The organism is Paracoccus sp. P2, assembly GCF_046335115.1.
GTDB lineage: Bacteria > Pseudomonadota > Alphaproteobacteria > Rhodobacterales > Rhodobacteraceae > Paracoccus > Paracoccus pantotrophus.
Genome location: NZ_JBGOSN010000005.1, coordinates 102,051 through 128,301 on the forward strand (window position 1 = coordinate 102,051; position 26,251 = coordinate 128,301).

Here is a 26,251-nt window from a genome sequence, read left to right on the forward strand (position 1 = left end):
AGGCTGCCGAAGAAACGGGGGCTTGTCAATAAATCAATTTCGTTGATTTAATAGGGGAGAGGGAGGAAGCGACCATGCCGAACACCAATCCGGGGGCGACGCCGCAGGGGGTCCGCAGCCAGAACGAGCGGCTGATCCTGTGGCTGATTCGCCGCAACGGGCCGATGCCGCGCGCCGCGCTGGCCCAGGCCACGGGCCTGTCCGCGCAGGCCGTCACCAACATCACGCGCGAGCTGATCGCCGCCGGCCTGCTGGACGCTGGGGGTGAGCGGCGGCGCGGCAAGGTGGGCCAGCCGTTGCTGCCCTTGGCCTTGGCGCCGGACGGGGCGCTGTTTCTGGGCCTCAAGGTCGGGCGCCGGGTGGCCGAGCTGGTGCTGGTCGATTTCGCCGGCGCGATCCGGCAGATCCGGGTGCTGCCCCATGCCTATCCGCAGCCCGACGCGATTCGCGATTTTGCCATCGCCGGCGTGGCCGAGATCCTCTCGGGCCTGACCGAGGCGCAACATGCGCGTCTGGCGGGCATGGGCATTGCCAGCCCTTTCTACCTGTGGGACTGGGCCGAGGAGATGCAGCCCTGGCGCGGCCGCGACCTGCGCGCCGAACTGGCCGAGGCGCTGGACCTGCCGGTCTGGCTGGAGAATGACGGCTCCTGCGCCTGCGGGGCCGAGATGATGTTCGGCACCGAGGAATTGCCGCAGGATTTCCTGTATTTCTATGTCGCGCATTTCGCCGGCGGCGGCGTGGTGCTGGACGGGCGGCTGCGGCTGGGGCCGTCGCGCAATGCGGGTGCCATGGGCTCCTGTCCGGTGCCGGGTGGCCGGCAGGTGCTGGACGTGGCCTCGATCTCGGTGCTGGAAACGGCCTTGGGGGACGATCTGCCGCTGGAGGATGCGGCCTGGGATCTGCCGCCCGGTATCGTGCGGGAATGGCTGGACGAATCGGCGCGGGTACTGTCCCATGCGGCGCTGGGGGCGGTGGCCGTGCTGGACCTGCCGCTGGTGGTGATCGACGGTGCCATGCCGGCCGCGCTGCGGGCCGGGCTGGTGCAGGCGACCGCGGCCGGCCTGGCCGGGATGCGCCATCACGGCGTCACCCTGCCCGAGGTGCGCGCCGGAACCCTGGGCCGCCGGGCCCGCACGCTGGGGGCGGCCGCGCTGCCGCTGGGGGCGGGCTTCCTGCCGGGCGGCAGTTTCTCGGTCCCGCGGCCGGGCCGGAACGGGCATGAAACCCGAGGAACGCGCCCCGCGTTCCCGTGACGACAGGTGAAGAAAGGAAGCCGCGGCCATGGCCGACGATCCATACAAGGCGCTGGGGCTGGGCAAGAATGCCAGCCAGGACGACATCAAGCGGGCCTATCGCCGGATCGCCAAGACCGACCACCCGGACCTCAATCCCGACCCCGCCGCGCATGAGCGTTTCAAGGCCGCCTCGACCGCCTATGACCTGCTGAAGGATCCCGAGCAGCGTGCGCGTTTCGACCGCGGCGAGATCGACGCCCAGGGGCAGGAGCGGCCGCAGCGGCATTACTATCGCGAATATGCCGAGCAGGGCGACAACCCCTATCGCCAGCCGCATGGTTTCGACGATCTGTCGGATGTGTTTTCGGACCTGTTCGGCGGTCGTGCCGGCGGCGGGCGGCGCGGCGGCGCGCGCAGCTTCGACATGCGCGGCCCAGACCAGCGATTCACGCTGGAGATCGACTTCATGACCGCGGCGCGCGGTGGCTCGACCCGGATCACCATGCCCGACGGGGCTGTGCTGGAGGTCAGGATCCCCGAGGGTGCGCATGACGGCCAGGTGATCCGGCTGCGCGGCAAGGGCGGCCCCGGCATGGGCAATGGCGAGCCGGGCGATGCGCTTTTGACCCTGATCGTGGCCGAGGATCCCGACTGGAAACGCGACGGCAACGATATCGAGACCACGCTGCCCATCACCATCGACGAGGCCGTGCTGGGCGGCAAGGTCGAGGCGCCGACCATCGACGGCCCGGTGATGCTGACCATTCCGCGCGGTGCCAGTTCCGGCCAGAAGCTGCGGCTGAAGGGCCGCGGCATCAAGGGCGCGGACGGGCGGCGCGGCGACCAGCATGTGGTGCTGAAGATCGTCATGCCGCCCAGAATCGATGATGAATTGGCGCGCTTCGTGGAGAACTGGCGCCAAAACCATGCCTATGATCCGAGGAGGGGAAGATGACCCAGCGCCATTACACCCTGACCGAGACGCTGGAGGCGGTCGGCGATCTGACGCCCGAGCAGCTGGACCGCTATATCCGTGCCGGCGTGGTCGTGCCGGTGCAATCCGAACAGGGGCCGCTGTTTCGCGAGATCGACCTGGCCCGGCTGAACCTGGTCGTCGACCTGGCCGAGGGCTATCACCTCGACGAGGAGGCATTGGCCCTGGTGCTGTCGCTGGTCGACCAGCTCCACGGGCTCAGGGGCGACATGCGGGCGATTCTGGATGCGGTGGCGCGCGAGCCGGTGGAAACCCGGGTGCGGCTCAAGGCCGCGATCCGCGAGGTGCGGGTGGTGACGCGCTAATCCGCCGGCCGGCGCGCGGGCAGCGCTGCCATGATGGCCAGCCGCTCGGCCTCGGTCATCCGGCCCCAGCGGGTGATCTCGTCGATGCTGCGCAGGCAGCCGGTGCAAAGCCGGCTTGCCGGGTCGATCTGGCAGATGTCGATGCAGGGGGTCGAGGGCTTCATCCGCCGGCCCCCAGAAAGCGCAGCCGGTCCAGCGCGCCTTGCAGGATATAGCCGGCCGCGACCTGGTCGATGACCTCGGCGCGGCGCTTGCGCGAGGTGTCGCCCTCCAGCAGCGCCCGTTCGGCGGCGACGGTCGACAGCCGCTCGTCCCAGAAGGTGATCGGCAGCGGCGTCAGCCGTTCCAGGTTGCGGGCAAAGGCGCGGGTCGATTGCGCCCGCGGCCCCTCGCTGCCGTCCATGTTGCGCGGCAGGCCCAGCACCAGCCCGACCAGCGCCCGCTCGGCCGCGATCTGCAGCAGCGCCTGCGCATCGGCGGTGAATTTCGTGCGCCGGATCACCGTCAGCGGCGAGGCGACGCCGCGCAGCCCGTCGCTGACCGCGACGCCGATGGTCTTGGTGCCCAGGTCCAGCCCGGCCACGGCGCCGGTGCGGGGCAGGGCTTCGGCAAAGCTTTCGATATCCTCGCAGATCATTCCAGGCTGGCCTGTTTCGCCGCCGCCTCGATGACCTCCAGCGCCTGCGCATTGCCGGCGAATTGCCTGCGCGCCTCGGCCAGGATGTCGGCGGCATGGTCCTTTTGCCCGATCACCGGCAGGGACGAGATCAGCCGCGCCCATTCCTCGGGCGTGCCGCCCTGGGTGGCCAGCCGGGTCTCCAGCCCCTTGACCATGCCCTCGACCATCTGCTGACGCTCTTCGGCGGTCATCTCCTCGGCCGCGGCCATGGCGTCGGCATCCGGGCCGGGCATGGCGGGCAGGCTGGGCATGCCCGGCGTGCCAACGGCGGCGGGTTCGGGCGGGGTATAGTCCGGGTGGCCGGCAAACCAGGCCAGATCCTGGATCGAGCCGCGGATCGGCGCGATCCAGGGCGCGTTCTCGGGGCCCTCGGCCAGCAGCCGGGCCCAGACCGGGAAGGCCTGGTCGGGCCGGCCGTTCTGCAGGTGCAGCAGCCCCGCCATGAAGCGCGCCTGCGGATTGCGGGCGTCCCGCGCCAGCGCCTGGGCCACCGCCTCCTCGCCGTCGCGGGTGATGATGCCGCCCGCCGCCTCGATCGTCAGCCCGGCCAGCCGCGCCAGATCCTCGGCGCTGGCCTTGTCGCCGCGCAGCGCGACCAGCCGGTGCTGCGCGTCCTTGGCCGCGACCAGGTTGCCCAGCCGTTCCTCGTGCTCGGCCAGCAGCTCCAGGCCGCGCGGATCGTTGGGGTTCTTCTGCACCGCCTCGCGCAGCCGCTCGATCAGGGCGACATATTCGGCATCGGGCTCGGGGCGGGCGGGCCTGGGGGCCTGCGCCTCGGCATCGGCCTGGCTGGGGCGGCTGTCGTAAAGCGCCTGCGCCTGGGCGATGCGCTGCGCGATGGGGGCGTCGGGGCTGTCGGGCTGGCCCAGGCGCTGATAGGTCAGGAAGGCCCCGCCCAGCAGCGCGGCCAAGAGCGCCAGCGCCGCCCAGCCGCCGGCGCTGCGCCGGGTGCTGCCGGCGCGTTCCAGCGCGCGGTCGGCGGCCAGCACCTTGCGGCCGATCTCGACCCGCAGCCGCTCGGCATCCGCCGCGTCGATCACGCCGCGTTCCAGATCGCGCTCGACCTCGCGCAGCTGGTCGCGATAGATTCGCAGGTCATAGGCGGCGGCGGGCTCGGCCGCCTCGCCCTGCCGGCGCAGAAGCGGCGCGGCGATGGCCAAGGCCACCACCCCTGCCAGCGCGGCGCAGATGATCCAGAACATCGGCTTCCTCTCTTTGGCTGGTCCGGTGATAGCGGTTTTCCGCCGGCCGAGAAAGTCAAAGCCCTGCGACAAATCGCGAAGCGGGCCGCGGGACATCTGCGCCGGGCCGTGACGCAATTCGACAATCGCCCCGTCGCAACCCGGCTTGCCCGAAAACCGCCCCCGCTTCACTCTGCACGGGTCGAGTCGCAAGAGGTTCCCCATGCCCGCATCTGCAAGTTCCAGCACCGGCCGCTATTCGGTCTTTGCCATCGCGCGCGAGGCGATGCGGCTGCATACCGGCTGGAAACGCGCCTGGGCCAGTCCCGAGCCGAAGAAGAAATACCAGGTCGTCATCGTCGGCGCCGGCGGCCATGGCCTTGCCACCGCCTATTACCTGGGCAAGAATTTCGGCATCACCGATGTCGCGGTGATCGAGAAAGGCTGGCTGGGCGGCGGCAATACCGGCCGCAACACCACCATCATCCGCTCGAATTACCTGCAGGATCCGTCGGCGGCGATCTATGACAAGGCGCTGAAACTCTACGAGAACCTGTCGCAGGATCTGAACTACAACATCATGTTCAGCCCGCGCGGCCTTCTGATGCTGGCGCAGACCGAGCATGAGGTGCGCGGCTACAAGCGCACCGTCTATGCCAACCAGCTACAGGGCGTGGCGACCGAATGGGTCAGCCCGAAGCGCATCAAGGACATGCTGCCGATCATCAATATCGACGGGCCGCGCTATCCGGTCCTGGGCGGGCTTTACCAGGAGCGCGGCGGCACCGCCCGCCACGACGCCGTGGCCTGGGGCTATGCCCGCGCCTGCTCGGCCATGGGCATGCACATCATCCAGAACTGCGAAGTGACCGGCATCGAGACCGCGAACGGCCAGGTCCGCGCGGTGAACACCGGCAAGGGCCGGATCGAATGCGACAAGCTGGCGCTGATCGCCGCCGGCCACAGCTCGGTCCTGGCCGAGATGGCCGGCTTCCGCCTGCCCATCGAATCGCTGGCGCTCCAGGCGCTGGTTTCCGAGCCGATCAAGCCCTGCTGCGACCTGGTCATCATGGCCAACACCGTCCACGGCTATCTGTCGCAATCCGACAAGGGCGAGATGGTGATCGGCGGCGGCACCGACGGTTTCAACAACTACACCCAGCGCGGCTCCTGGCACCATGTCGAAGAAACCGTGCGCGCGCTGATCGAGACCTTCCCGATGCTGTCGCGGCTCAAGATGCTGCGGCAATGGGGCGGCATCGTGGACATGACCGGCGACCGCTCGCCGATCCTGTCCACCACGCCGGTCGGCAACATCTTCGTCAACTGCGGCTGGGGCACCGGCGGCTTCAAGGCCATCCCCGGCTCGGGCTGGGCGATGGCAGAGTTGCTGGCCAAGGGCCGGCCCGGCCCGCTGGCCGCCGATTTCGGGCTGAACCGTTTCGCCGAGGGCCGCTTCATCGACGAAAGCGTCGCCGCGGGGGTGGCGCATTGATGCGCAGCGCGGGCATGATCCTGCCGGCGCATGCGGTTTTTGGGCCGATTTTTGCCCAAGTGCCGGTTGCGGTGGAAAATTTCGTGCAAGGGTTGGGAAACTGTTTCCTGTCTGGTGAATTGTTGAATCACGTCACCATGACCAAGGAGTTTTCTTCATGGCCGAACAGAACAAGAGCAACCTCTGGCTCATCGTCGGCGTCGTCGTCGTCGTGCTGGTCGTCATCTATTGGTTCGTGTCTTCCGGCACCGAACCGGCAGCGACCGAGCCGCCCGCCGCGCCGGCCGTCTCGTCCGAGCCCGCACCGGTCGATGACGGCGCCGTCTCGGTCGAGCCGCCGGCCGATGCTGCTCCGGCCGATCCCGCTGTTCCCGAGCCGGCCGAGCCTGCCACCCCGGCTCCGGCCAACTAAGGCGTCCCTCCCGGCGCCTTCGGGCGCCCTCTCTCTCCAGGGCCGGGGGGCGTTGTGCCCCTCGGTTCCTTGCCGTGTCATCTGCGACGGCCGAACAGGCCGCCCCTCCCATGCGCTGCGCCGCCGCGCCGTGCCCTTGTTCCCGGCCCCCGCCATCCTTGCCAGCCGTGCAGCCCCGCCGGGCATCGCGGGCTGCGGATGCCTTGCCGGGCCCCTGCCTTCCATCGCCGCCTTGCGCGCCCGGCCGACCCTCTGGGCGCCGGCCCGCCTGCGCGCCTTGCCGCCCAAGGAGTGATCCATGCTGACCCTGACCTGTCCCTATTGCGGCGTCGCGGCCGAGGAAACCGAGCTGCAACCCGGCGGCGAGGCGCATCTGAAGCGCTTCGGTCCCGGCTCGTCGGATGCCGAGTTCGAGGCCTATCTTTTCGCCCGCAAGAACCCCAAGGGCGTGCATTTCGAACGCTGGCGCCATGCCTATGGCTGCGGCAAGTGGTTCCTGGCGGCGCGTGACACCGCTACGCTGCAGGTCTTTGGCACCTACAGCGCCCAGACCCCGCATCCCACGCCCGAGATCGTCGCCGCCATCCAGGCTGCGCGTCCCGACTGGCAGCCCGACTGGCCCGAAACCTCCGCCGAAACCCCTGTCGATACCCCCGCCGAAAGCCTGAACGCATGACCCGGACCGGACCCTTCCGCCTGCCGCGCGGCGGCCGCCTGATCGACCGCGCCTATCAACTGCCCTTCCGTTTCGACGGCCGCCAGATGCGCGGGGTCGCGGGCGATACGCTGGCCTCGGCCCTGCTGGCCAACGGCCAGCTGATGATGGGCCGCAGCTTCAAGTATCACCGCCCGCGCGGCCCGATCGCCTCGGGCGCCGAGGAACCGAACGCGCTGCTGGGCCTCGGTCAGGGCGGCCGGTTCGAGCCGAACCAGCGCGCCACCACCACGCCGCTGGTCGCCGGCATGGTCACCGCCAGCCAGAATTGCTGGCCCAGTCTGAACGCCGATATCGGCGCAGTGAACAACTGGCTCTATCGCTTTTTCCCGGCCGGTTTCTATTACAAGACCTTCATGTATCCGCGCGGCTTCTGGAAACATGTGTTCGAGCCGATCATCCGCCGCTCGGCCGGCCTGGGCAAGGCCCCGACCGATCCCGACCCGGACAAGTACGAACAGGCCTATGCCCATGTGGACGTGGTGGTCGTCGGCGGCGGCATCGCCGGGCTGGCCGCGGCCCGCGACGCCGCGCGCCGGGGCAAGTCGGTCTGGCTGGTCGAGCAGGCACCGCATTTCGGCGGCCGCACGCCGACCGACCATGCCGACGGCCAAGCCCGCGTCGATGCGCTGCTGGCGGAATTGCGGGGGATGGAGAACGTCACCCTGCGCCGCTCGACCCAGGCGACCGGGCTTTACGACCACGGTTATCTGCTGGTGCGGGAATCGCTGGCCGATCACGACCCGAACGCGGGCATCCCGCGCCAGCGCCTGTGGCGCATCCGCGCGGGCCATGTGATCGTCGCCACCGGTGCGCTGGAGCGGCCGCTGAGCTTTGCCGGCAATGACGTGCCAGGGGTCATTCTGGCCTCGGCCGTGCGCGATTACATCGACCTTTACGGCGTGGCGCCGGGCCGGCGGATCGTCGTCGTCACCAATAACGACGATGCCTATCGCACCGCGCTGGCGGCGCTGGATGCCGGGCTCGAGGTCGCCGCGGTGATCGACGCGCGCAGTTCGGCCACGGGGGCGCTGCCCGCAGCGGTGCGCGCCCGCGGCCTGCGCGTCCTGACCGGCAGCGCCATTGCCGGCATCAAGGGCGGCCAGGCGGTCGAGGCGGTCAAGATCTGCGCCCATTCCGGCTCGGGCCAGGTCACCGAGACCGTGGATGCCGATTGCGTCGCCATGTCCGGCGGCTGGTCGCCGGTGGTCCACCTGTGGAGCCATTGCGGCGGCAAGCTGAACTGGTCCGACGCGCAGTCGATGTTCGCCCCCGACCCGAACCGCCCGCCGACCGGCGCCGACGGCAAGGCGATGGCCAGCTGCGCGGGTGCAGCGGCGGGCGACCTGCTGGTCCCGGAACTGACCGGCGCGCAGGCGGAATCCGCGACCATGCCGGTCTGGGTCATGCCGGCCCACGCCACGCGCAAGATGAAGTTCAAGATGTGGCTCGACTTCCAGAACGACGTGAAGGTCTCGGATGTCGAACTGGCCGCGCAGGAAGGCTATCACAGCGTCGAGCATACCAAGCGTTACACGACCCTCGGCATGGCGACCGACCAGGGCAAGGTCAGCAACATCAACGGCCTTGCCGTGCTGTCCCATGCGCTGAACCAGCCGATCCCGGCCACGGGCACGACGACCTTCCGCCCGCCCTATACGCCGCTGACCCTGGGCACCATCGCCGGCGAGGCGCGGGGCGAGATCTTCCAGCCCTTGCGCAAGACGCCCATGCATGGCTGGCACGAAAGCCGCGGCGCCTTCTTCGAGCCGGTCGGCCACTGGCGCCGCCCCTATTGCTACCCGAAGGCGGGCGAAAGCCATGGCGACGCGGTGGCGCGCGAGATCCGCGCGGTGCGGGCCTCGGTCGGCACGCTCGATGCCTCGACGCTGGGCAAGATCATCGTCAAGGGCCCGGATGCGGGCAGGTTCCTCGACATGATGTATACCGGCATGATGTCCACGCTGCCGGTGGGCAAGTGCCGCTATGGGCTGATCTGCAACGAGAACGGCTTCCTTGTGGACGACGGCGTGGCCGCGCGGCTCAGCGAGGACACCTGGCTGGTGCACACCACCACCGGCGGCGCCGAGCGCATGCACGGCCATTTCGAGGACTGGCTGCAATGCGAATGGTGGGACTGGAAGGTCTGGACCGCCAATGTCACCGAGCAATGGGCGCAGGTCGCCGTGGTCGGCCCGAAGGCCCGCGTGCTGCTGGAGCGGCTGGGCGGCATGGACCTGTCCCCCGAGGCGCTGCCCTTCATGGGCTGGGCCGAGGGCCAGATCGCCGGCATTCCCGCCCGCGTCTATCGCATCAGCTTTTCGGGTGAACTCAGCTTCGAGGTGGCGGTGCCGGCGAACCGCGGCCTTGAACTGTGGGAAAGGCTGCATGAGGCCGGGCGCGACCTGGACGTTACCCCCTACGGCACCGAGGCGATGCATGTCATGCGCGCCGAAAAGGGCTTCATCATGATCGGCGACGAGACCGACGGCACGGTGATCCCGCAGGATCTGGGCCTGAACTGGGCGATCAGCAAGAAAAAGGCGGATTATATCGGCAAGCGCGCGCAGGAGCGCAGCCACATGACCGATCCCCGGCGCTGGAAGCTGGTGGGGCTGGAAAGCGTCGACGGCCGGGTGCTGCCCGACGGCGTCTATGCGGTGGAAGAGGGCGTGAACGCCAACGGCCAGCGCAAGGTGCAGGGCCGCGTGACCTCGACCTATATGTCGCCGACGCTGGAGCGGCCCATCGCCATGGGCCTGGTGCGGCAGGGGCCGGAACGCATGGGCGAGGTGCTGGAGTTCCCGGTCGCGGGTCAGGAAAGCTACAAGGCGCGGATCTGCGATCCGGTCTTCTACGACAAGGAAGGGAGCCGGGCGAATGGCTGAGGCACTGGCGAAGATCTCTCAGGTGCAGGACTGGGGCATGATCCAGATCCGCGCCGACCTGGCGCGGGCGGGCGAGGCCATCGCCGCGGCGGCCGGGGTGGCGCTGCCCGGACAGGGCCGCATCACCACCGACGGCAGCCGCTCTCTCGGCTGGATGTCGCCGGACGAGCTGCTGCTGGTCCTGCCGTGCGCCGAGGCGGCCGAGGCGCTGGCCGCCCTGCAGGACGCGCTTGCGACTGAACACGCGCTGGTGCTGGATGTCAGCGACATGCGCGCGGTGTTCCGCATCCAGGGCGCCCGCGCGCTGGACGTGCTGGCAAAGCTCTGTCCCGCCGACCTGGCGGCCATGCCCGAGGACGGGCTGCGCCGCACCCGCGCGGCCCAGGTCGCCTGCGGCATCTGGCGCGAACCGGGCGGCTATGTGCTGATCGGCTTCCGCTCGGTCACCGACTACCTGCGCGGCATCCTGACCGGCGCGGCGGCGCCGGGCACGCAGCTTAGCCCGCGCTAGGACTTGTGGCGGCGGCAGGGCGGCGTATGGATGGGGGGTGAAAGCCACCCGGTTGATTCCATGCGCGCCGCCCTTGTCTTGCCCTGTCTCCTCGCCGGCCTGGTTTCACCGGGCCCCGCCGCCATGGCGCAGGCCTGGGGGCAAGAGCCGCCGGTGGTGATGATGTGCCAGATCCTCGACGAAAGCGGCACCGGCTGGGTGCCCGAGTTCATCATGATGACGCGCCAGACCGCCGGCCCGCGCCAGGGCCGGATCGAGGTCTTCGACCCGATCCTGCAGCGCATCGTCGGCCAGCCGATCGAGGCCAGGATCACCGCCGATGACCGCACCAGCCGCAGCTATGGCTGGGCGCTGGCCGGGGTGCGCAATGCCTCGGGGCAGCGGACCGAGCGGCTGGACTTTCGGCTGACGGTGCAAAAGGCCGATGGCAGCGCGCGGGTGACGGTGACGGCGCTGGGCTATGACAACATCATGACCGGGACCGGGGCCTGCGGCTCTCCTGGCGGGGGATAGGGCAGGAACCCGCGCCGCCTTGAAGGCGTTTAGCGGCCGACAGGGCTTTTCCCCGTTTGGCAGCTGTGCCAGAACAGATTCCGAAACCGTTGGAAAGGAAACCGAAAATGGCCTTCACGCTTCCCGATCTTCCCTATGCTCACGACGCGCTGGCTGCTGGCGGCATGTCCAAGGAGACGCTGGAATACCACCACGACAAGCACCACAAGGCCTATGTCGACAAGCTGAACGAGCTGGTCGCCGGCACCGAATGGGAAGGCAAGAGCCTTGAGGACATCGTCAAGGGCACCTACCAGTCGGGCGCCGTGGCGCAGAACGGCATCTTCAACAATGCCAGCCAGCATTGGAACCACGCCCAGTTCTGGGAAATGATGACCCCGAACCCCGGCGCCATTCCGGGCGAACTGGAAAAGGCCCTGACCGAAGCCTTCGGTTCGGTGGACGAGTTCAAGAAGAAGTTTTCGGAAGCCGGCGTCGGCCAGTTCGGCTCGGGCTGGGCCTGGCTCGTCAAGGACAAGGACGGCAGCCTGAAGGTCACCAAGACCGAGAACGGCGTGAACCCGCTCTGCTTCGGCCAGACCGCGCTGCTGGGCTGCGACGTGTGGGAACACAGCTATTACATCGATTTCCGCAACGCCCGGCCGAAATACCTGGAAAACTTCCTCGACAAGCTGGTGAACTGGGAAAACGTGGCCTCGCGCCTCTGATCCCGGCAAGGCATCGCGTCAAGGCCCGCCCCGTTCGGCGGGCCTTTTCCGTGGCGGGCGGAATCGGGTTGCGGCGCGGCGCATCCGGCGCCAGTCTTCGCCCGATGCGCAAGGAGACGAGATGAAACCGCTGCTGCCCGCCCTTTGCCTGGGCCTGATCCCCCTTGCCGCGCCGGCGCAGGATGCGGGGCTGGTCATCCATGGCGGCTATGCCCGCGCCGCCGATCCCCGTTCCGGCGCCGCCTTCATGGTGATCGAGAATCGCGGCGCCGGGGCCTGCACGCTTTCCTCGGTCGCCTCGGACGCGGCCGAGCGGGTCGAATTGCATACCCATCGCGACGAGGGCGGCGTGATGCGGATGGTCAAGGCGGGTCCGATCCGGATCCCCGCCGGCGCCCGGCACGAACTGGCGCGGGGCGGCGATCACGTGATGCTGATGGGATTGAAGCAGCCGCTTGCGGATGGCGAGGAACTGGCGCTGACGCTGGATTTCGGCCCCTGCGGCACGGTCCGGGCCCGCCTGCCGGTCGACAACAAGCGCATGCCCGGCCACGCGCATTAGCGCCGGGCTTCGGCCCTTTCGATCAGCGCCTCGACCTTGGGGCCCAGCGATTGCACGATCAGCCCGACCCCTTCGGCCGAGGCATGCAGCCCGTCGGGTTGCAGCATGGCCTTGTAGCCCTCGTCCGGCAGGTCGAAGAGCGGCTGATACAGGTTCTCCATCAGCAGCGCATCGTGCTGCGCGGCCATGCGCGGCCATATCTCGGCCCAGTCGCGGCGCAAGGGGTCGTCATGGTCGGGCGAGGCGATGCCGACCAGCAGCAGCGGCCGGCCGGTCTTGCCGGCCTGGCCCAGGATCGAATCCAGGTTGTCTGCGACCATGGCGGGGGAAAAGCCCATCAACAGGTCGTTGCCGCCCAACTCGACGATCACCGCATCGGGCTTGTGGCGGGCCAGCGAATAGCCGATCCGCACCCGTCCGCCCGCCGTGGTGTCGCCCGAAAGCCCGCCGTTCAGCACCAGCACGTCATGGCCGCGCGCCCTCAGCCAGTCCTGCAATTGCGGCACCAGCCCGTGCTTGCGCGGCAGGCCGTAGCCTTCGGTCAGGCTGTCGCCGAAGGCCAGGATGCGCAGCGGCGTCGCCGCCGCCATCGGTGCGGCCGCAAGGGCCAGGATCAGGACAAGGGCTTTCAGCATCATGCGGCACGCCTCAATCGCAACGCGTTACTGACCACGAAGACCGAGGACAGCGCCATGGCCCCGGCCCCCAGCATGGGTGACAACTGTGGCCCGCCAAAGGGCACCAGCGCCCCCATGGCCACGGGAATCAGGGCCACATTGTAGCCGAAGGCCCAGAACAGGTTCTGCCGGATATTGCGCATGACGCTGCGTGACAGGCGGATGGCCCGCGCCACGCCCATCGGATCGCCGCCGACCAGCACCACCTCGGCCGATTCGATGGCGACATCGGTGCCGGTGCCGATGGCAATGCCGGTCTCGGCCGCGGCCAGCGCCGGGGCGTCGTTGATGCCGTCGCCGACAAAGACCGTGCCGGGGCCCATCTCGCGGATGGCGGCCAGCTTGCCCTCGGGCAGCACGCCGGCGGTCACGCGGTCGATGCCCAGCTGGCGGCCCACCGCCTCGGCCGTGGCCTGCACGTCGCCCGAGATCATCGCGGTTTGCAGGCCAAGCGCGTGCAGTTCGGCCACGGTCTCGGCCGCCTCGGGGCGGATGGGGTCGGCCAGGGCCATGGCGGCGGCGTGCCGGCCGTCCACGGCCAGATGCACCGGGGTCGCGCCATGCGCCGCCCAGCCCTCGGCCGCGGCGATCAGGGCGGGGGCGGCGGTGATGCCCGCCTCGGCCAGCGCGGCGGCATTGCCGATCAGCAGCGCGTGCCCCTCGACCCGTGCCGAAAGCCCGCGGCCCGCCGCAGCCTGAACCGCCTCGGCCGTGGGCAGCTCCAGCCCCTTGCCGTGCGCGGCGCCGACGATGGCGGCCGCCAGCGGGTGTTCCGAACGCGCCTCGGCCGCGGCGGCAAGACGCAGGGCGTCCAGGGGCGCGATCTCCTCGGCCTCGATGGCGGTCAGGGCGGGCGCGCCTTGCGTCAGCGTGCCGGTCTTGTCGAAGCCGACGATGCGCGCCTCGGCCAGCCTTTGCAGCGCGTCGCCGCGCCGGAACAGCACGCCCAGTTCCGCGCCGCGCCCGGTGCCGACCATGATCGAGACCGGCACCGCCAGCCCCATGGCGCAGGGGCAGGCGATGATCAGGACCGCAATCGCCGCGACCAGCGCCTGCCCCAGCGCGCCGGCAAAGATCATCCACAGCGCGAAGGTCAGGGCCGCCAGCCCGATCACCACCGGCACGAAGACCGCGGTGATGCGGTCCACCAGCGCCTGCACCGGCAGCTTGGTGGCCTGCGCGTCCTCGACCATGCGGATGATGCGGGCCAGCACCGTGTCGCCGCCGGTCGCGGTGACGCGATAGGCCAGCGCCGCGTTGCCGTTCACCGTGCCGCCGGTCACGGGATCACCCGGCTGCTTGGCGACCGGCACCGGCTCGCCGGTCAGCATGGATTCGTCGATGGCGCCGCTGCCCTCGGTCAGCACGCCGTCCACCGCCACCCGCTCGCCGGGGCGCAGATGCACGATGTCGCCGGGATGCAGTTCGGCCACCGGGATTTCGACGATGCGGCCGTCGCGCTCGACATGGGCGCTGTCGGGAGCAAGTTCGATCAGCCGGCGGATGGCGTCGCCGGCCTGGCCCTTGGCGCGGGCTTCCAGCCAGCGGCCCAGCAGGATCAGCGTGACGATGACGGCAGCGGCCTCGAAATAGACATGCACCGAATCCGGCGGCAACAGGCCCGGCGCGAAGGTCGCCACCGTCGAATAGAGCCAGGCCGCCGAGGCGCCGAGCGCGACCAGGCTGTTCATCTCGGGTGCGCGGCGCATCAGCGCGGGGATGCCGATGCGGAAGAACATCCGCCCCGGCCCGGCCAGGACGGCGGTGGTCAGCAGGAACTCCAGCACCCAGAGCGTGCGCTGGCCGATGGCCATGTGCAGCCAATGATGGAAGGCGGGAAAGGCATGGCCGCCCATCTCGGCGACAAAGACCGGCAGGGTCAGCACCAGGGCGACCAGGAAATTGCGCTTCAGCGTGGCCGCATCGCCGCCATGGTCGTGCATGTGATGGCCGGCCTCGGCCTGCACCTGCGCCGGATAGCCCTTGGCGGTCACTGCATCGGCCAGCGCCTGCGGCGCGATGGCGGGGGAATGGCGGATGGTGGCGCTGCCGGTGGCCAGGTTCACCTGCGCCGTGGTCACGCCGGGCAGCGCGGCCAGCGTCTTTTCGACCCGGCCCGAGCACGAGGCGCAGGTCATGCCCTCAATGGCCAGGCGGGTTTGCTGCGGCTCGGCCGGGTAGCCGGCCCGCGCCAGCGCCTCGACGGCGCGGGGCAGGGCCTCGGGCGCGGCCAGGCGGAAATGCGCCCGGCCGGTGGCCAGGTTGACCTGCGGATCACGGACGCCCGGCACGGCGGCCAGCGCCTTTTCGACGCGGCCCACGCAAGAGGCGCAGCTCATGCCCGAGACGGTCAGCTCGGCATCGTTTGGGTGATGTTTCATCGGATTGTCCTGTCAGAATGGCGAAAGAAGGCGCGATTCAGACAGGGTGTGGCGGAGCCTGCGGATGGTGCGGTGCGTGGTGCAGAAGCTGCTGGGGCAGCGGCCCGTCGCCCGGCGCGGGGCGCCAGCGCAGCGGATGGCCATCGCCCGCCAGCATGGGACGGGCCAGGCGCGGACGGGCCGCGACATGGCAGCGGCAACCGCGCCCGCCCCGGCCCCGGCACAAATGCGGGGCGCGCACGGGCGCGCGACGCGGCGGGCGGCGGATGGAGGCACAGGTCGCGCAGGTCATGGCGGGCGGTCCTTTCCCGATGCAAGCTAGGCACGTTTGCCGCGCGTTTCAACCGCGTCACGGCGCTTTGAGTTGATCCCGGCCGCCCGAGCGGTTAGGCGCATGGTCAAGAAACGCAAGGATTCAGGACGGACAGATGAACCGCAGACAGATGCTGATGGCCGCCTTGCCGCTGGTGGCCGTGCCCTCGCTGGCCCTGGCACAGGCCCAGCCCGCGGCGCTGACCACCAAGGCCGAGCCCCGGCGCGATCCCTATGCCCCGACCGAGGTCTCGATCCGCAACGATTTCGAGGTCGGCAGCATCGTCGTGGTCTCGAAGGATTTCTTCCTCTATCACGTCATCGCGCCTGGCCGGGCGGTGCGCTATGGCGTCGCGGTGGGCAAGGCCGAGCTGGTCTGGAAGGGCCGCGCCACCGTCGGGCGCAAGACCGAATGGCCCAGCTGGACCCCCACGCCGGCGATGATCAAGCGCAATCCCGGCCAATATGCCAAATGGGCCGACGGCATGCCGGGCGGCCCGTCCAACCCGCTGGGCGCGCGGGCGCTGTATCTTTACGACGCCAGGGGCAACGACACCTCGATCCGCATCCATGGCACGACCGAGCCGAACTCGATCGGCCGCGCCGTCTCGAACGGCTGCATCCGCATGCGCAACGAGGCGGTGATGGACCTGTTCGAGCAGGTGCCGATCGGAACCCCGGTCTACGTCTACTAAGTGGACATCCGCCTGACATCGCTGTCGGACCCGGTGCTGTCCGGGTTCGATACCGTCATCGACACGCGCTCGCCTTCGGAATATGCCGAGGATCACCTGCCGGGCGCGATCAACCTGCCGGTGCTGTCGGACGAGCAGCGCGCGCAGGTCGGCACGATCTACAAGCAGGTTTCCCCCTTCGATGCCCGCAAGCTGGGCGGCGCCATGGTCGCCGCCAATGCCGCGCGTCATATCGCCGGGCCGCTGGCGGGTTTCGGCGGCGGCTGGCGGCCGCTGGTCTATTGCTGGCGCGGCGGCCAGCGCTCGGGGGCCTTCGCCACCATCCTGTCGCAGATCGGCTGGCGTGTCGGCCGCATCGAGGGCGGCTACAAGGCCTGGCGGGCGCTGGTGGTGGCGCGGGTCACGGCACCCGTGGCCGCGCCGGTGGTGGTGCTGGACGGCAATACCGGCAGCGCCAAGACCGAAATCCTGGCGCGGCTTGCGGCGCGCGGCCACCAAGTCATCGACCTGGAGGGGCTGGCGAACCATCGCGGCAGCCTGTTCGGGGCGCTGCCGGGCGGCCAGCCATCGCAGAAGCTGTTCGAAAGCCGCCTCGCCCTGGCGCTGGAGGCGCTGGACCCCGCGCGGCCGCTGCTGGTCGAGGCCGAAAGCTCGCGCATCGGCGCGCTGAACCTGCCACGCGGCATCTGGCAGGCGATCGCGGCGGCGCCGCGCATCCGTCTGGCCGTGCCGGTCGAGGCCCGCGCCGCCTATACCGAACGCGCCTATGCCGAGACCTGCGCCGATCCCGAGGCCGTGGCGCGGATCGTGGCGCTGTTGCGGCCCTTGCACCCGGCCGAGCGGATCGAGGGCTGGTTGCGCCTGGTCGATGCCGCCGACTGGCGCGGGCTGGCCGAGGGGCTGATGCGCGACCATTACGACCCACGCTATGAGAAGCACCGGGCGCGCCATGACGACGGTCGCGGGCCGGCGGTGGCGCTGGACGGGCTGGACGACCTCGAGGCCGCCGCTTCGGCGGTCGAGGCGGTGCTGGCGGGGCTTGAGCTTGCCGGGCCGGCGCCGGCGGCACGCTCGGCGGCCTCCGGCGGGGATATTTGAACAAGAAAGAAGCCGGGGTCAGGCGCCCTGGCCAAGGAAGCGGCGCAGGATGCGTTCCAGCTTGGCCGCGCCCAGCGGCGCCATGGCCTTGGTATGTTCGTGGCTGATCGATTCGTCCGAGAGGCCGGCGCCCATATTGGTGATGACCGAGACGGCGGCGCAGCGCAGGCCCAGGAAGCGCGCCAGGATCACCTCGGGCACGGTGGACATGCCGACCGCATCGGCGCCCAGGATGCGGGCGGCGCGAATCTCGGCCGGGGTCTCGAAGGAAGGCCCCGAGAACCAGCAATAGACCCCCTCGGGCAGCGCGATCCCATCGGCCTCGGCGGCGGCCCTGAGCCCGGCGCGGAGGCCCGGGTCATGGGCGTCGGTCATCGGCACGAAGCGCGCCTCGCTGGGTTCCCCGATCAGCGGATTGGTGCCGGCGAAGGCGATGTGGTCCGACAGCAGCATCAGGGATCCCGGCGGCATCTCGGCGCGCAGGCTGCCCGCTGCATTGGTCAGGATCAGCTGCCGGGTGCCGAGTGCCTTCAGCACCTCCAGCGGCAGGCGCATGACATCGGCGCGGCCGGATTCGTAGTAATGCGCCCGCCCGCCCAGGACCGCGACCCGCCGCCCCTCCAGCTGTCCGACGACCAGTTGCGGCACATGGCCCGACACCCCGGCATGCGGAAAGCCCGGCAGGTCGGAATAGGGGATCGCCACGCCCTCGACCGCCGCCGCCAGATGCCCGAGCCCCGAGCCGAGGATCAGCCCGTATTCCGGCGGCGCGTCCCCCGCCCGGCTGCGGATCAGATCGGCGAGTTCAGCGTTCCTTGACATAGGGCTCTCCTCCGGCGCGGGGCGGGATGGCGCGGCCGACGAAGCCGGCCAGGATGATGACGGTCAGGATATAGGGCAGGGCGTTCATGAACATCGAGGGCACGGTCACCACCCCCAGGTCGAGATTCGGGAAGCGGTTCGCCACCGCCTCCATCAGCCCGAACAGGAAGGTGGCGAAAAGCGCGCTCCATGGCCGCCACTTGGCGAAGATCAGCGCCGCCAGCGCGATGAAGCCGCGCCCGGCGGTCATCTCCTTGACGAAACCGGCCGAGATGCCGGTGGCGAGATAGGCGCCTGCGAGGCCGCAAAGCACCCCGCAGATCATCACGGCGGCAAAGCGCAGCCGGGTGACCGAGACGCCAGCGGTATCGACCGAGGCCGGGTTCTCGCCCACCGCGCGCAGCCGCAACCCGAAGCGGGTGCGATAGAGCACCCACCAGGTCAGCGGCACCATGGCGAAGGCGATATAGACCAGGATGGTGTGGCCCGAGATCAGCTCGGCATAGACCGGCCCGATCACCGGCACCGGGCGCAGGCTGTCGGCGAAGGGCAGGGTGATCTCGCCGAACCGCGCCGCGCCGGAGAGCGAGGGCGTGCGCCCGCCCAGCCCGAAGATCTTCTGCCCCAGAAGCACCGTCAGCCCCGAGGCGAGGAAGTTGATCGCCACGCCCGAGATCAGCTGGTTGCCGCGAAAGCTGATCGAGGCGAGGCCATGCAGCCCGGCCATGGCCGCGGCGCCGGCGATCCCGGCCAGCAGCCCCAGCCAGGCGCTGCCGGTGGCATAGGCGACCGAGGCCGAGGTGAAGGCCGCCATCAGCATCTTGCCTTCCAGCCCGATATCGAAGACCCCGGCGCGCTCCGAATAAAGCCCGGCCAGGCAGGCCAGCAGCAGGGGCGTCATCAGCCGCACCGCTGAATCGAGGATCTGGATCACGGTCGCGAAATCCATCACGCCCCCTTCCGGCGCAGCGCCGTGAACAGCCGTTCCAGCGGCATGCGCACCATGTTGTCCAGCGCCCCGGTGAACAGGATCACCAGCGCCTGGATGACCACGATCAGCTCGCGCGGGATCGAGGTCCACAGCGCCAGTTCGCCCCCGCCCTGGTAGAGGAAGCCGAAGAGCAGCGCCGCCAGGAATACCCCGAACGGGTGGTTGCGGCCCATCAGCGCCACGGCGATGCCGATGAAGCCGGCGCCCTCGACCGCGTTCAGCATCAGCCGCTCGGCCTCGCCCATGACGTTGTTGATCGCCATCAGCCCGGCCAGCGCCCCCGAGACCAGCATGGCCAGGACCGTGATCCGCACCGGCGAGATGCCGGCGTAAAGCGCCGCCTGTTCGGACTTGCCGAAGGCGCGGATCTCATAGCCCGGCCGCGTATGCCAGATCAGCAGCCAGACCAGCAGGCAGGCGGCGATGGCGACGAAGAAGGTGACATTGGCGGGCGTGTTCCGGCCCCATTCGAAGCCGAGCCCCAGCGCCATGTCCGAAAGCTTCGGCAGATGCGCCGCCGCGGGGAACCGGGCCGAGGCCGGGTCCATGCTGCCCACGGGCCGCAGCAGGTTGACCAGGACATAGTTCAGCAGCGCCGCGGCGATGAAATTGAACATGATGGTGGTGATGACGATATGGCTGCCGCGCCGGGCCTGCAGCCAGGCCGGGATCAGCGCCCAAAGCGCCCCGAACAGCGCCGCCCCGACCGCCGCCGCCGGCAGAGCGAAGGCCCAATGCGGCCAGGGCAGGGCCAGTACCACCAGCGCGACGCCCAGGCCCCCCAGGGCGGCCTGCCCCTCGCCGCCGATGTTGAACAGCCCGGCATGATAGGCGACCATGACCGCCAGGCCGGTGAAGATGAAATTCGTTGTGTAATACAGGGTGAAGCCCCAACCATAGCTGGATCCCAGTGCGCCCTGGACCATCACCTTCAGCGCCTCGACGGGATCTTCACCGATAGCCAGGATCACCAGTGCCGAGATGCCAAAGGCCAGCACCAGAGAAATCAGCGGCGTCAGGATCACATCCGCCCATTTCGGCATTCGCTCCATCAGCCCGCCTCTCCCGGTTTTCTCCGTTTTCCAAATACCCCCGCCGGAGGCATGCGACGGCTCATCCCGCACCGCCGCCGGCATCCGTCGCCGGCGCGGCCGCCGGCGGGATCGCCGCCTCGGGCGGCGTCAGGGCGGGATCGACCCCGGCCATCAGGCAGCCCAGATCTCCGGTCGTCGCCCCTTCGGCCGGGCGCTCGCCCATGACGCGACCGTCGAACATCACCGCGATGCGATCCGACAGCGCCATGATCTCGTCGAGCTCGACCGAGACCAGCAACACCGCCTTGCCGGCATCGCGCAGCGCCAGGATGCGCTTGTGGATGAACTCGATGGCGCCGATATCAACCCCGCGCGTCGGCTGGCCGATCAGCAGCAAGTCCGGGTTGCGCTCGACCTCGCGCGCGACCACGATCTTCTGCTGGTTGCCGCCCGAGAAATTCCGGGCCGTAAGGTCCGGGTCCGGCGGGCGGATGTCGAAACGCTCGATCTTGGCCATGGCATCGGCGCGGATGGCGGCATTGTCCATCAACGGGCCGCGCTGGAACTCGGGCGCGTGGTGATAGCCGAAGGCCGTGTTCTCCCAGGCGGTGAAATCCATGATCAGCCCTTCGGCCTGCCGGTCCTCGGGAACATGGCCGATGCCGGCGCGGCGCCGCGCGCGGCCGTCGGCCTCCGGACCATGCAGCGGCAAGGGCCGGCCATTGAGCCGGATCTCGCCCTGAAGCTTTGCCCCCGCCTCGGGAAAGCCGCCCAGGATCTCCAGCAGTTGCGTCTGGCCGTTGCCAGCCACGCCGGCGATGCCCAGGATCTCGCCTGCCCGGATCTCCAGGTCGATGCCGCGCAGCCGCTCGACGCCCTCGGCATCGACCATGCGCAACCCCCGCACTTCCAGCACCGGCGCGCCCGGCCGGGCGGGTGGCTTTTCCACCCGCAACAGCACCTTGCGGCCCACCATCAGCTCGGCCAGCTCGGTCGGGCTGGTCTCGGCGGTCTTGACCGAGGCCACCATCTCGCCGCGCCGCATGACCGAGACATTGTCGGTGATCTCCATGATCTCGCGCAGCTTGTGGGTGATCAGGATGATGGTCTTGCCCTCGTCCTTGAGCCCGCGCAGGATGCGGAACAGGTGGTCGGCCTCGGCGGGGGTCAGCACGCCGGTTGGCTCGTCCAGGATCAGGATGTCGGCCTGGCGATACAGCGCCTTCAGGATCTCGACCCGCTGCTGGTGGCCGACCGACAGTTCCTCGACCAGCGCATCGGGATCGACCTGCAAGCCGTATTCGGCGGCCAGCCGCTTCAACGTGCCGCGCGCGCGGGCCAGCGAGGGATGCAGGAGCCCGCCGTCCTCGGCGCCCAGGATCACGTTTTCCAGAACGGTGAAGTTCTGCACCAGCTTGAAATGCTGGAACACCATGCCGATGCCGGCGCGGATCGCGGCCTGGCTGTCGGCGATGGCGACGGGCTGGCCGCCGATCTGGATCTCTCCGGTATCGGGGCGGTAGAAACCGTAAAGGATCGACATCAGCGTCGATTTCCCGGCGCCGTTTTCGCCGATGATGCCGTGGATCGTGCCGCGCCGCACGACCAGGTCGATGTCCTTGTTGGCCTGCACCGGCCCGAAAGCCTTGGAAATCCCGCGCAATTCGATCGCCGGGGCGGGCGCGGCCGTCATCTACTGCACCGGGCAGGTATTGTCGGTCATGTAGTCATGCACCTTGATCCCGCCCGATTCGATGGCCTGGGCGGCGGCGTCGACGGCGGTGGCGATCTCGTCCGAGATCAGCGGCTTGTTGTTGTCGTCCATGGCCAGCGACACCCCGCCCGAAGCCAGGTCCATGACCCGGACGCCCGGCTCGACCTCGGTCCCGGCCTTGAAGGCCTCGTAGACGGAAACATCCACGCCCTTGACCATCGAGGTCAGCACCTGGCCCGGATGCAGGTGGTTCTGGTTGCTGTCCACGCCGATCGACAGCACGCCAGCATCCGCCGCCGCCTGCAAGACGCCGATGCCGGTTCCGCCCGCCGCGGCATAGACCACGTCCGCCCCCTGCGAGACCTGCGCCTTGAGCAGCTCGCCCCCCTTCACCGGGTCGTTCCAGGCGGCGGGGGTGGTGCCGGTATAGTTGATGATCAGCTTGCCGTCCGGCCGGGTGGCCTTGAAGCCCTGGGCATAGCCGCATTCGAATTTGTGGATCAGCGGGATGTCCATGCCGCCGATGAAGCCCACCGTGCCCGATTTCGACGCCAGCGCCGCGGCGACGCCGGCCAGGTACGAGCCCTGCTCCTCGGTAAAGACCACGGATTGCACGTTGGGCTGCTCGACCACCATGTCGATGATGACGAATTTCGTGTCGGGATAATCCGGCGCGATCTTGGCCAGCACCTCGCCAAAGGCAAAGCCGGTCATCACGATGGGATTGGCGCCCGATTGTGCCAGCCGGCGCAGGGCCTGTTCGCGCTGCGCCTCGGATTGCATCTCCAGTTCCTTGTAGGTGCCCCCGGTCTCGGCCTTCCAGCGTTCGGCGCCGTTATAGGCGGCCTCGTTGAAGGATTTGTCGAACTTGCCGCCCAGATCGAAGATCAGCGCCGGATCGGCCAGGGCTGCGACGGGCAGCAGGGTCAGGCAGGCGCCGGCGAGCAGGGATTTCATCAGGGACATGTCGGACCTCAAGACGGTTTGCGGGCGAGTCGGCCCAGGATGTTCGGATTAGGGCGCATGGGCCGGAATCCGTCAACAATCTTGTCTTGGGTCAGAGGGTGCGCCGCATCAGCACCGCATCCAGGCCGGGCGCGTAGTAATTCCGCCGCTTTCCAAGGGTTTCCCAGCCCGCGCCGGCATAAAGCGCCATGGCGGCCGCATTGTCCGCCGCGACCTCCAGGAAGGCCTCGCGCGCGCCGTGCGCCCGTGACGTGGCGGCGAATTCGGCCAGCAGCGCCGAGGCCAGCCCCTGCCGCCGCGCCTCGGGCGCGACGGCCAGCGTCAGCAGCTCGGCCTCGTCCGCGATGGCGCGGCCCAGCAGGAAGGCTTGCGGCCGGGTCAGCAGGAAATTCGGCGGGCCGGCCAGCAACGCCTGGAACTCGGCCGCCGTCCAGGGCCGCGGATGCGCGGCAAAGCAGCGGCCGTGCAACGCCGCCAGGTCGTCGGGCGTCATGACAGGATCAGCGGGCCGCGGTCGCGCGCCGGCGCGGCATCGGCCGGGCGCAGATAGATCGGCGCCGGGCGCGGCAGGTCCGGCTGGTCGCGGCGGGCGGCGGCGATGCGGGCGATGGCCTCGGCCAGCGGCATCACCGCGGGCAGGGGTGCGGGGCCGGGCGGCAAATCATGCGCGGGGGCCTGTTGCGGCCGGGTGGCCTGCCCGGTGCCGAAATCCTGCCAGATCACCTCGCCCGCACGCGCGGGCAGCGCGACGCGGCAGGGGCGGGGCAGGCCATGTGCGGCGGCCTCGGTCGCGCTGACGCCGATGGCGGGGATGCCCAGCGACAGCGCCAGCCCCCGCGCCGCCGCGACCGAGATGCGGATGCCGGTGAAATTGCCCGGCCCGATGCCGCAGCCGATGACGGACAGGTCGCGCCAGCCCAGGTCCGCCTCGACCAGCAGCTCTTCCAGCAGCGGAAACAGCCGCTCGGCCTGGCCGCGGGCCATGTCTTCCTGGCGCTGGACCAGCAGGCGGTCGCCTTGCAGCAAAGCGGCCGCGCAATGCGCGGCCGATGTGTCGAAGCCCAGCGAAAGCGCCTCAGCCAACGGGCCGCACCTCGGTCACTTCGGGGATGTAGTGGCGAAGCAGGTTCTCGATGCCCATCTTCAGCGTCAGCGTGGACGAGGGGCAGCCGGCGCAGGCGCCCTGCATGTGCAGATAGACCACGCCGCGGTCGAAGCCGTGGAAGGTGATGTCGCCGCCGTCCTGCGCCACGGCCGGGCGCACGCGCGTATCCAGCAGTTCCTTGATCTGGTTGACGATTTCTGCGTCGGGGCCGTCCTGGTCGTTATGGGCGCTGGCGGTCGCGCCCTCGATGGCTGGGGCGCCGGACTGGTAATGCTCCATGATCGCGCCCAGGACCGAGGGCTTCAGATGGTCCCAGACCGCGTCCTCGGCCTTGGTCACGGTCACGAAATCCGAGCCGAGGAAAACCCCGGTCACGCCTGGCACGGCAAAGATGCGGCGCGCCAGCGGGCTGGTCGCGGCGGCCTCGGCTGCGGGAAAATCGGCGGTGCCGCTGCCCAGGACGGTTTCGCCCGGCAGGAACTTCAGCGTCGCGGGGTTCGGGGTGGTTTCGGTCTGGATGAACATGGCGCGGGCTCCTTTGTGGCGGATATGGGGATCGAAGGGCGGACAAGTCAAGTCGGAGGGCCGCACGGCGGGCGGGCGGCCTTGAGCACGCGAAGAAACAGCATGTGCAGAAATCGCCATGGGCATGGCCGAAAGGGCTGCCCGCCAGCGCGGCAGGGACGCGATCTGCACGGTGCCGGGGGTCATTCCGGCCGCGCCGGCGCGGCAACGGTGCCGGGACCAGGCGTCGGCCAGGCGCAGCGACCATCCGCCGCAGCGGGCGGTTCGTCAGGTGATCTGCTCCAGCCGTTCGCGCGAGATGTCGCCGGGCACGATGGTGACGGGGCAGGGCAGGTTTGCCACCTCGCGCGTCAGCCGGGTGACCAGCGGTCCCGGCCCCGCGCTTTCGGTCGAGGCGGCCAGCACCACCACGCCGATCTCGGGATCGTCGTGGATCTGGGCCAGAAGCTCGGCGCCCGGCTCGCCCTCGCGCACCACCAGTTCCGGCTCGATGCCGGGACGGTCGCGCATCCATTTGGCAAAGACCTCGTAATGTGCCTCGATCCGCTCATAGGCTTCGGCGCGCATCACGTCGGCGACGCCCATGCCGTGCTGGATGGCCGTGGTCGGAATGACCGCGAGTACCTGCACCCCGCCGCCGGTCTTGGCCGCGCGCAGGGCGGCATAGCGGATGGCGTTCAGGCATTCGCGGGAATCGTCCAGAACCACCAGAAATTTCCGCATGAATCCGCCCCGGTTGCCCCAGAATGAGCAAAGACTGGCCGAAAGCTGGGGTTTGCGCAAGTGCGGCGCAGTTTATCCCTTGCGCTCATTCAAAATTAACGAGTGCTATGGTAGGGGGAGGATGGTAGCCACAAGCCAAATGCGGGACAGAATTGTGACGATTCTCCAGGACTGGGAAAAAGCCGACATTGCGCGGCTCGCCACAGTGGCCCAAGACGAGATGTCGTGGTTCAAGGACCATGTGCATCCCCCCGCCATGACCACCATGCCCCTGTCGAAACGGGTATTCGACATCACCCTGGCGCTGCTGGCCCTGGTGCCGCTGTCCATCGTCATGGCGGCCTTTGCCCTGATCCTGCTGGTCGTGCAGGGACGGCCGATCTTTTACGCGGCGCCGCGGATGGCGGCGCCGGGGCGGACCTTCACCCATCTCAAGTTCCGCACCATGTTGCGGCAAGAGGGCGATTTCGGCGTGACCGGCGCGCACAAGGCTTGGCGCATCACGCCGCTGGGCCATTTCATGCGCCGCACCCGCATCGACGAATTGCCGCAGCTGTTCAACATCCTCAAGGGCGACATGAGCTTCGTCGGGCCGCGCCCGACCATCCGCGAATATGTCGAACGCTATCCCGCGGTCTATGGCCAGGTGCTGAAAAGCCGCCCCGGCGTCACCGGCCTGGCGACGCTGATCTACCACCGCCACGAGGACCGCATCCTGCGCCGCTGCAAGAGCGCCGAGGCGACCGAGGCCGCCTATGCCCGGCGCTGCCTGCCCACCAAGCTCAAGATCGACCTGATCTACCAGAGGAACCGGACGCTGGCGCTGGATCTGTGGATCATCTGGCGCACCGTGCTGATCGTGCTTTACAAGGACGAGCGGCCCCGGCGCCGCGGCCGCAAGTAAGGTCCGCGGCGATTTTTCCGATCTTCGCGGATCCCCCGCCCCCGCCGGGCGTTATGGCGGCATATCCGTCGTAGACCCACAGGATCCTGACGCGACCGGCGCGG

General features: G+C 69.4%; 28 protein-coding genes. 14 read left to right on the forward strand and 14 right to left on the reverse strand.

Annotated features, from left to right (window positions below; all coding sequences use genetic code 11):
• Positions 1 to 74 precede the first annotated feature (74 nt).
• The 3 genes from ACDP63_RS05145 to ACDP63_RS05155 are packed head-to-tail and all read left to right on the forward strand — an operon-like array spanning position 75 to position 2,537.
• Positions 75 to 1,256 (forward strand): ROK family transcriptional regulator, encoded by a 1,182-nt coding sequence (locus ACDP63_RS05145; protein ID WP_036747153.1) that lies wholly within the window; start codon positions 75 to 77, stop codon positions 1,254 to 1,256.
• Positions 1,257 to 1,284: 28 nt separating this feature from the next.
• Complete coding sequence (locus ACDP63_RS05150; RefSeq protein ID WP_024842970.1) at positions 1,285 to 2,193, forward strand: DnaJ C-terminal domain-containing protein; 909 nt, start codon at positions 1,285 to 1,287, stop codon at positions 2,191 to 2,193.
• Entirely contained in the window at positions 2,190 to 2,537 is a 348-nt protein-coding gene (locus ACDP63_RS05155; RefSeq protein WP_024842969.1) for a hypothetical protein, read from the forward strand. The genes ACDP63_RS05150 and ACDP63_RS05155 overlap by 4 nt, the downstream gene beginning before the upstream one ends.
• Here ACDP63_RS05155 and ACDP63_RS05160 read toward each other — a convergent pair.
• From ACDP63_RS05160 to ccmI, 3 genes are read right to left on the reverse strand one after another with little or no spacing between them, the layout of a single operon-like run.
• Complete coding sequence (locus ACDP63_RS05160) at positions 2,534 to 2,701, reverse strand: DUF1289 domain-containing protein (RefSeq protein WP_024842968.1); 168 nt, start codon at positions 2,699 to 2,701, stop codon at positions 2,534 to 2,536. The two genes, ACDP63_RS05155 and ACDP63_RS05160, sit on opposite strands and share 4 nt — an antisense overlap.
• A complete protein-coding gene (gene ruvX, locus ACDP63_RS05165) occupies positions 2,698 to 3,174 on the reverse strand; it encodes a Holliday junction resolvase RuvX (RefSeq protein ID WP_024842967.1) in 477 nt (158 codons plus the stop codon). The genes ACDP63_RS05160 and ruvX overlap by 4 nt, the downstream gene beginning before the upstream one ends.
• Positions 3,171 to 4,418, reverse strand: coding sequence for a c-type cytochrome biogenesis protein CcmI (ccmI, locus tag ACDP63_RS05170; protein WP_024842966.1), 1,248 nt, complete (start codon positions 4,416 to 4,418; stop codon positions 3,171 to 3,173). Before ccmI ends, ruvX begins: the two co-directional genes overlap by 4 nt.
• Before the next feature lie 202 nt (positions 4,419 to 4,620).
• On the opposite strand from ccmI, the gene ACDP63_RS05175 reads away from it, so the two are divergent.
• The 8 genes from ACDP63_RS05175 (at position 4,621) to ACDP63_RS05210 (ending at position 12,200) form a co-directional block, all read left to right on the forward strand.
• The gene (locus tag ACDP63_RS05175; RefSeq protein WP_024842965.1) at positions 4,621 to 5,892 is read left to right on the forward strand and encodes a sarcosine oxidase subunit beta family protein; all 1,272 of its coding nucleotides are present in this window, start codon (positions 4,621 to 4,623) and stop codon (positions 5,890 to 5,892) included.
• A 157-nt stretch (positions 5,893 to 6,049) separates the two neighbouring features.
• On the forward strand, positions 6,050 to 6,304 hold the full coding sequence (locus ACDP63_RS05180; RefSeq protein ID WP_024842964.1) for a hypothetical protein: 255 nt from the start codon (positions 6,050 to 6,052) through the stop codon (positions 6,302 to 6,304).
• Positions 6,305 to 6,602: 298 nt separating this feature from the next.
• Positions 6,603 to 6,980 carry a sarcosine oxidase subunit delta gene (locus tag ACDP63_RS05185; RefSeq protein WP_024842963.1) on the forward strand — a complete coding sequence of 126 codons (378 nt, stop codon included), beginning with the start codon at positions 6,603 to 6,605 and terminating at the stop codon, positions 6,978 to 6,980.
• Positions 6,977 to 9,907, forward strand: a complete 2,931-nt coding sequence (locus ACDP63_RS05190; protein WP_024842962.1) for a sarcosine oxidase subunit alpha family protein — start codon at positions 6,977 to 6,979, stop codon at positions 9,905 to 9,907. Before ACDP63_RS05185 ends, ACDP63_RS05190 begins: the two co-directional genes overlap by 4 nt.
• On the forward strand, positions 9,900 to 10,418 hold the full coding sequence (locus tag ACDP63_RS05195) for a sarcosine oxidase subunit gamma (RefSeq protein ID WP_024842961.1): 519 nt from the start codon (positions 9,900 to 9,902) through the stop codon (positions 10,416 to 10,418). The genes ACDP63_RS05190 and ACDP63_RS05195 overlap by 8 nt, the downstream gene beginning before the upstream one ends.
• 60 nt (positions 10,419 to 10,478) lie before the next feature.
• Positions 10,479 to 10,931 (forward strand): hypothetical protein, encoded by a 453-nt coding sequence (locus ACDP63_RS05200; RefSeq protein ID WP_024842960.1) that lies wholly within the window; start codon positions 10,479 to 10,481, stop codon positions 10,929 to 10,931.
• Between the two features lie 107 nt (positions 10,932 to 11,038).
• Positions 11,039 to 11,638, forward strand: coding sequence for a superoxide dismutase (locus ACDP63_RS05205; protein ID WP_024842959.1), 600 nt, complete (start codon positions 11,039 to 11,041; stop codon positions 11,636 to 11,638).
• A 121-nt stretch (positions 11,639 to 11,759) separates the two neighbouring features.
• The gene (locus ACDP63_RS05210) at positions 11,760 to 12,200 is read left to right on the forward strand and encodes a copper chaperone PCu(A)C (RefSeq protein ID WP_024842958.1); all 441 of its coding nucleotides are present in this window, start codon (positions 11,760 to 11,762) and stop codon (positions 12,198 to 12,200) included.
• On the opposite strand, the gene ACDP63_RS05215 is transcribed toward ACDP63_RS05210, so the two are convergent.
• Together ACDP63_RS05215 and ACDP63_RS05220 are read right to left on the reverse strand one after the other, a co-directional pair.
• Entirely contained in the window at positions 12,197 to 12,838 is a 642-nt protein-coding gene (locus ACDP63_RS05215) for an arylesterase (RefSeq protein ID WP_024842957.1), read from the reverse strand. The genes ACDP63_RS05210 and ACDP63_RS05215 overlap by 4 nt on opposite strands.
• Complete coding sequence (locus ACDP63_RS05220) at positions 12,835 to 15,258, reverse strand: heavy metal translocating P-type ATPase (protein WP_409927846.1); 2,424 nt, start codon at positions 15,256 to 15,258, stop codon at positions 12,835 to 12,837. The genes ACDP63_RS05215 and ACDP63_RS05220 overlap by 4 nt, the downstream gene beginning before the upstream one ends.
• Before the next feature lie 428 nt (positions 15,259 to 15,686).
• Here ACDP63_RS05220 and ACDP63_RS05225 point away from each other — a divergent pair, with 428 nt between their 5' ends.
• Together ACDP63_RS05225 and mnmH are read left to right on the forward strand one after the other, a co-directional pair.
• A complete protein-coding gene (locus ACDP63_RS05225; protein ID WP_024842955.1) occupies positions 15,687 to 16,265 on the forward strand; it encodes a L,D-transpeptidase in 579 nt (192 codons plus the stop codon).
• A complete protein-coding gene (gene mnmH / locus ACDP63_RS05230; protein WP_024842954.1) occupies positions 16,266 to 17,363 on the forward strand; it encodes a tRNA 2-selenouridine(34) synthase MnmH in 1,098 nt (365 codons plus the stop codon).
• Positions 17,364 to 17,381: 18 nt separating this feature from the next.
• On the opposite strand, the gene ACDP63_RS05235 is transcribed toward mnmH, so the two are convergent.
• From ACDP63_RS05235 to ACDP63_RS05275, 9 genes are all read right to left on the reverse strand, one after another.
• Positions 17,382 to 18,185, reverse strand: a complete 804-nt coding sequence (locus ACDP63_RS05235; protein ID WP_024842953.1) for a purine-nucleoside phosphorylase — start codon at positions 18,183 to 18,185, stop codon at positions 17,382 to 17,384.
• Entirely contained in the window at positions 18,169 to 19,134 is a 966-nt protein-coding gene (locus ACDP63_RS05240; RefSeq protein ID WP_024842952.1) for an ABC transporter permease, read from the reverse strand. Before ACDP63_RS05240 ends, ACDP63_RS05235 begins: the two co-directional genes overlap by 17 nt.
• Positions 19,134 to 20,228, reverse strand: a complete 1,095-nt coding sequence (locus ACDP63_RS05245; RefSeq protein ID WP_028709904.1) for an ABC transporter permease — start codon at positions 20,226 to 20,228, stop codon at positions 19,134 to 19,136. The genes ACDP63_RS05240 and ACDP63_RS05245 overlap by 1 nt, the downstream gene beginning before the upstream one ends.
• A gap of 61 nt (positions 20,229 to 20,289) precedes the next feature.
• On the reverse strand, positions 20,290 to 21,903 hold the full coding sequence (locus ACDP63_RS05250; RefSeq protein ID WP_024842950.1) for an ABC transporter ATP-binding protein: 1,614 nt from the start codon (positions 21,901 to 21,903) through the stop codon (positions 20,290 to 20,292).
• Positions 21,904 to 22,890, reverse strand: a complete 987-nt coding sequence (locus ACDP63_RS05255) for a BMP family protein (RefSeq protein WP_024842949.1) — start codon at positions 22,888 to 22,890, stop codon at positions 21,904 to 21,906.
• Positions 22,891 to 22,981: 91 nt separating this feature from the next.
• Positions 22,982 to 23,383, reverse strand: a complete 402-nt coding sequence (locus tag ACDP63_RS05260; RefSeq protein WP_024842948.1) for a GNAT family N-acetyltransferase — start codon at positions 23,381 to 23,383, stop codon at positions 22,982 to 22,984.
• Positions 23,380 to 23,973: a tRNA (adenosine(37)-N6)-threonylcarbamoyltransferase complex dimerization subunit type 1 TsaB gene (gene tsaB, locus ACDP63_RS05265; RefSeq protein WP_024842947.1), complete on the reverse strand. Its 594-nt coding sequence runs from the start codon at positions 23,971 to 23,973 to the stop codon at positions 23,380 to 23,382. Before tsaB ends, ACDP63_RS05260 begins: the two co-directional genes overlap by 4 nt.
• Positions 23,966 to 24,520, reverse strand: a complete 555-nt coding sequence (locus ACDP63_RS05270; RefSeq protein ID WP_024842946.1) for a NifU family protein — start codon at positions 24,518 to 24,520, stop codon at positions 23,966 to 23,968. The genes tsaB and ACDP63_RS05270 overlap by 8 nt, the downstream gene beginning before the upstream one ends.
• A 267-nt stretch (positions 24,521 to 24,787) precedes the next feature.
• Positions 24,788 to 25,243, reverse strand: a complete 456-nt coding sequence (locus ACDP63_RS05275) for a universal stress protein (RefSeq protein ID WP_024842945.1) — start codon at positions 25,241 to 25,243, stop codon at positions 24,788 to 24,790.
• 154 nt (positions 25,244 to 25,397) lie between these two features.
• Here ACDP63_RS05275 and ACDP63_RS05280 point away from each other — a divergent pair, with 154 nt between their 5' ends.
• Entirely contained in the window at positions 25,398 to 26,147 is a 750-nt protein-coding gene (locus ACDP63_RS05280; protein ID WP_409927847.1) for a sugar transferase, read from the forward strand.
• Positions 26,148 to 26,251: the final 104 nt, after the last annotated feature.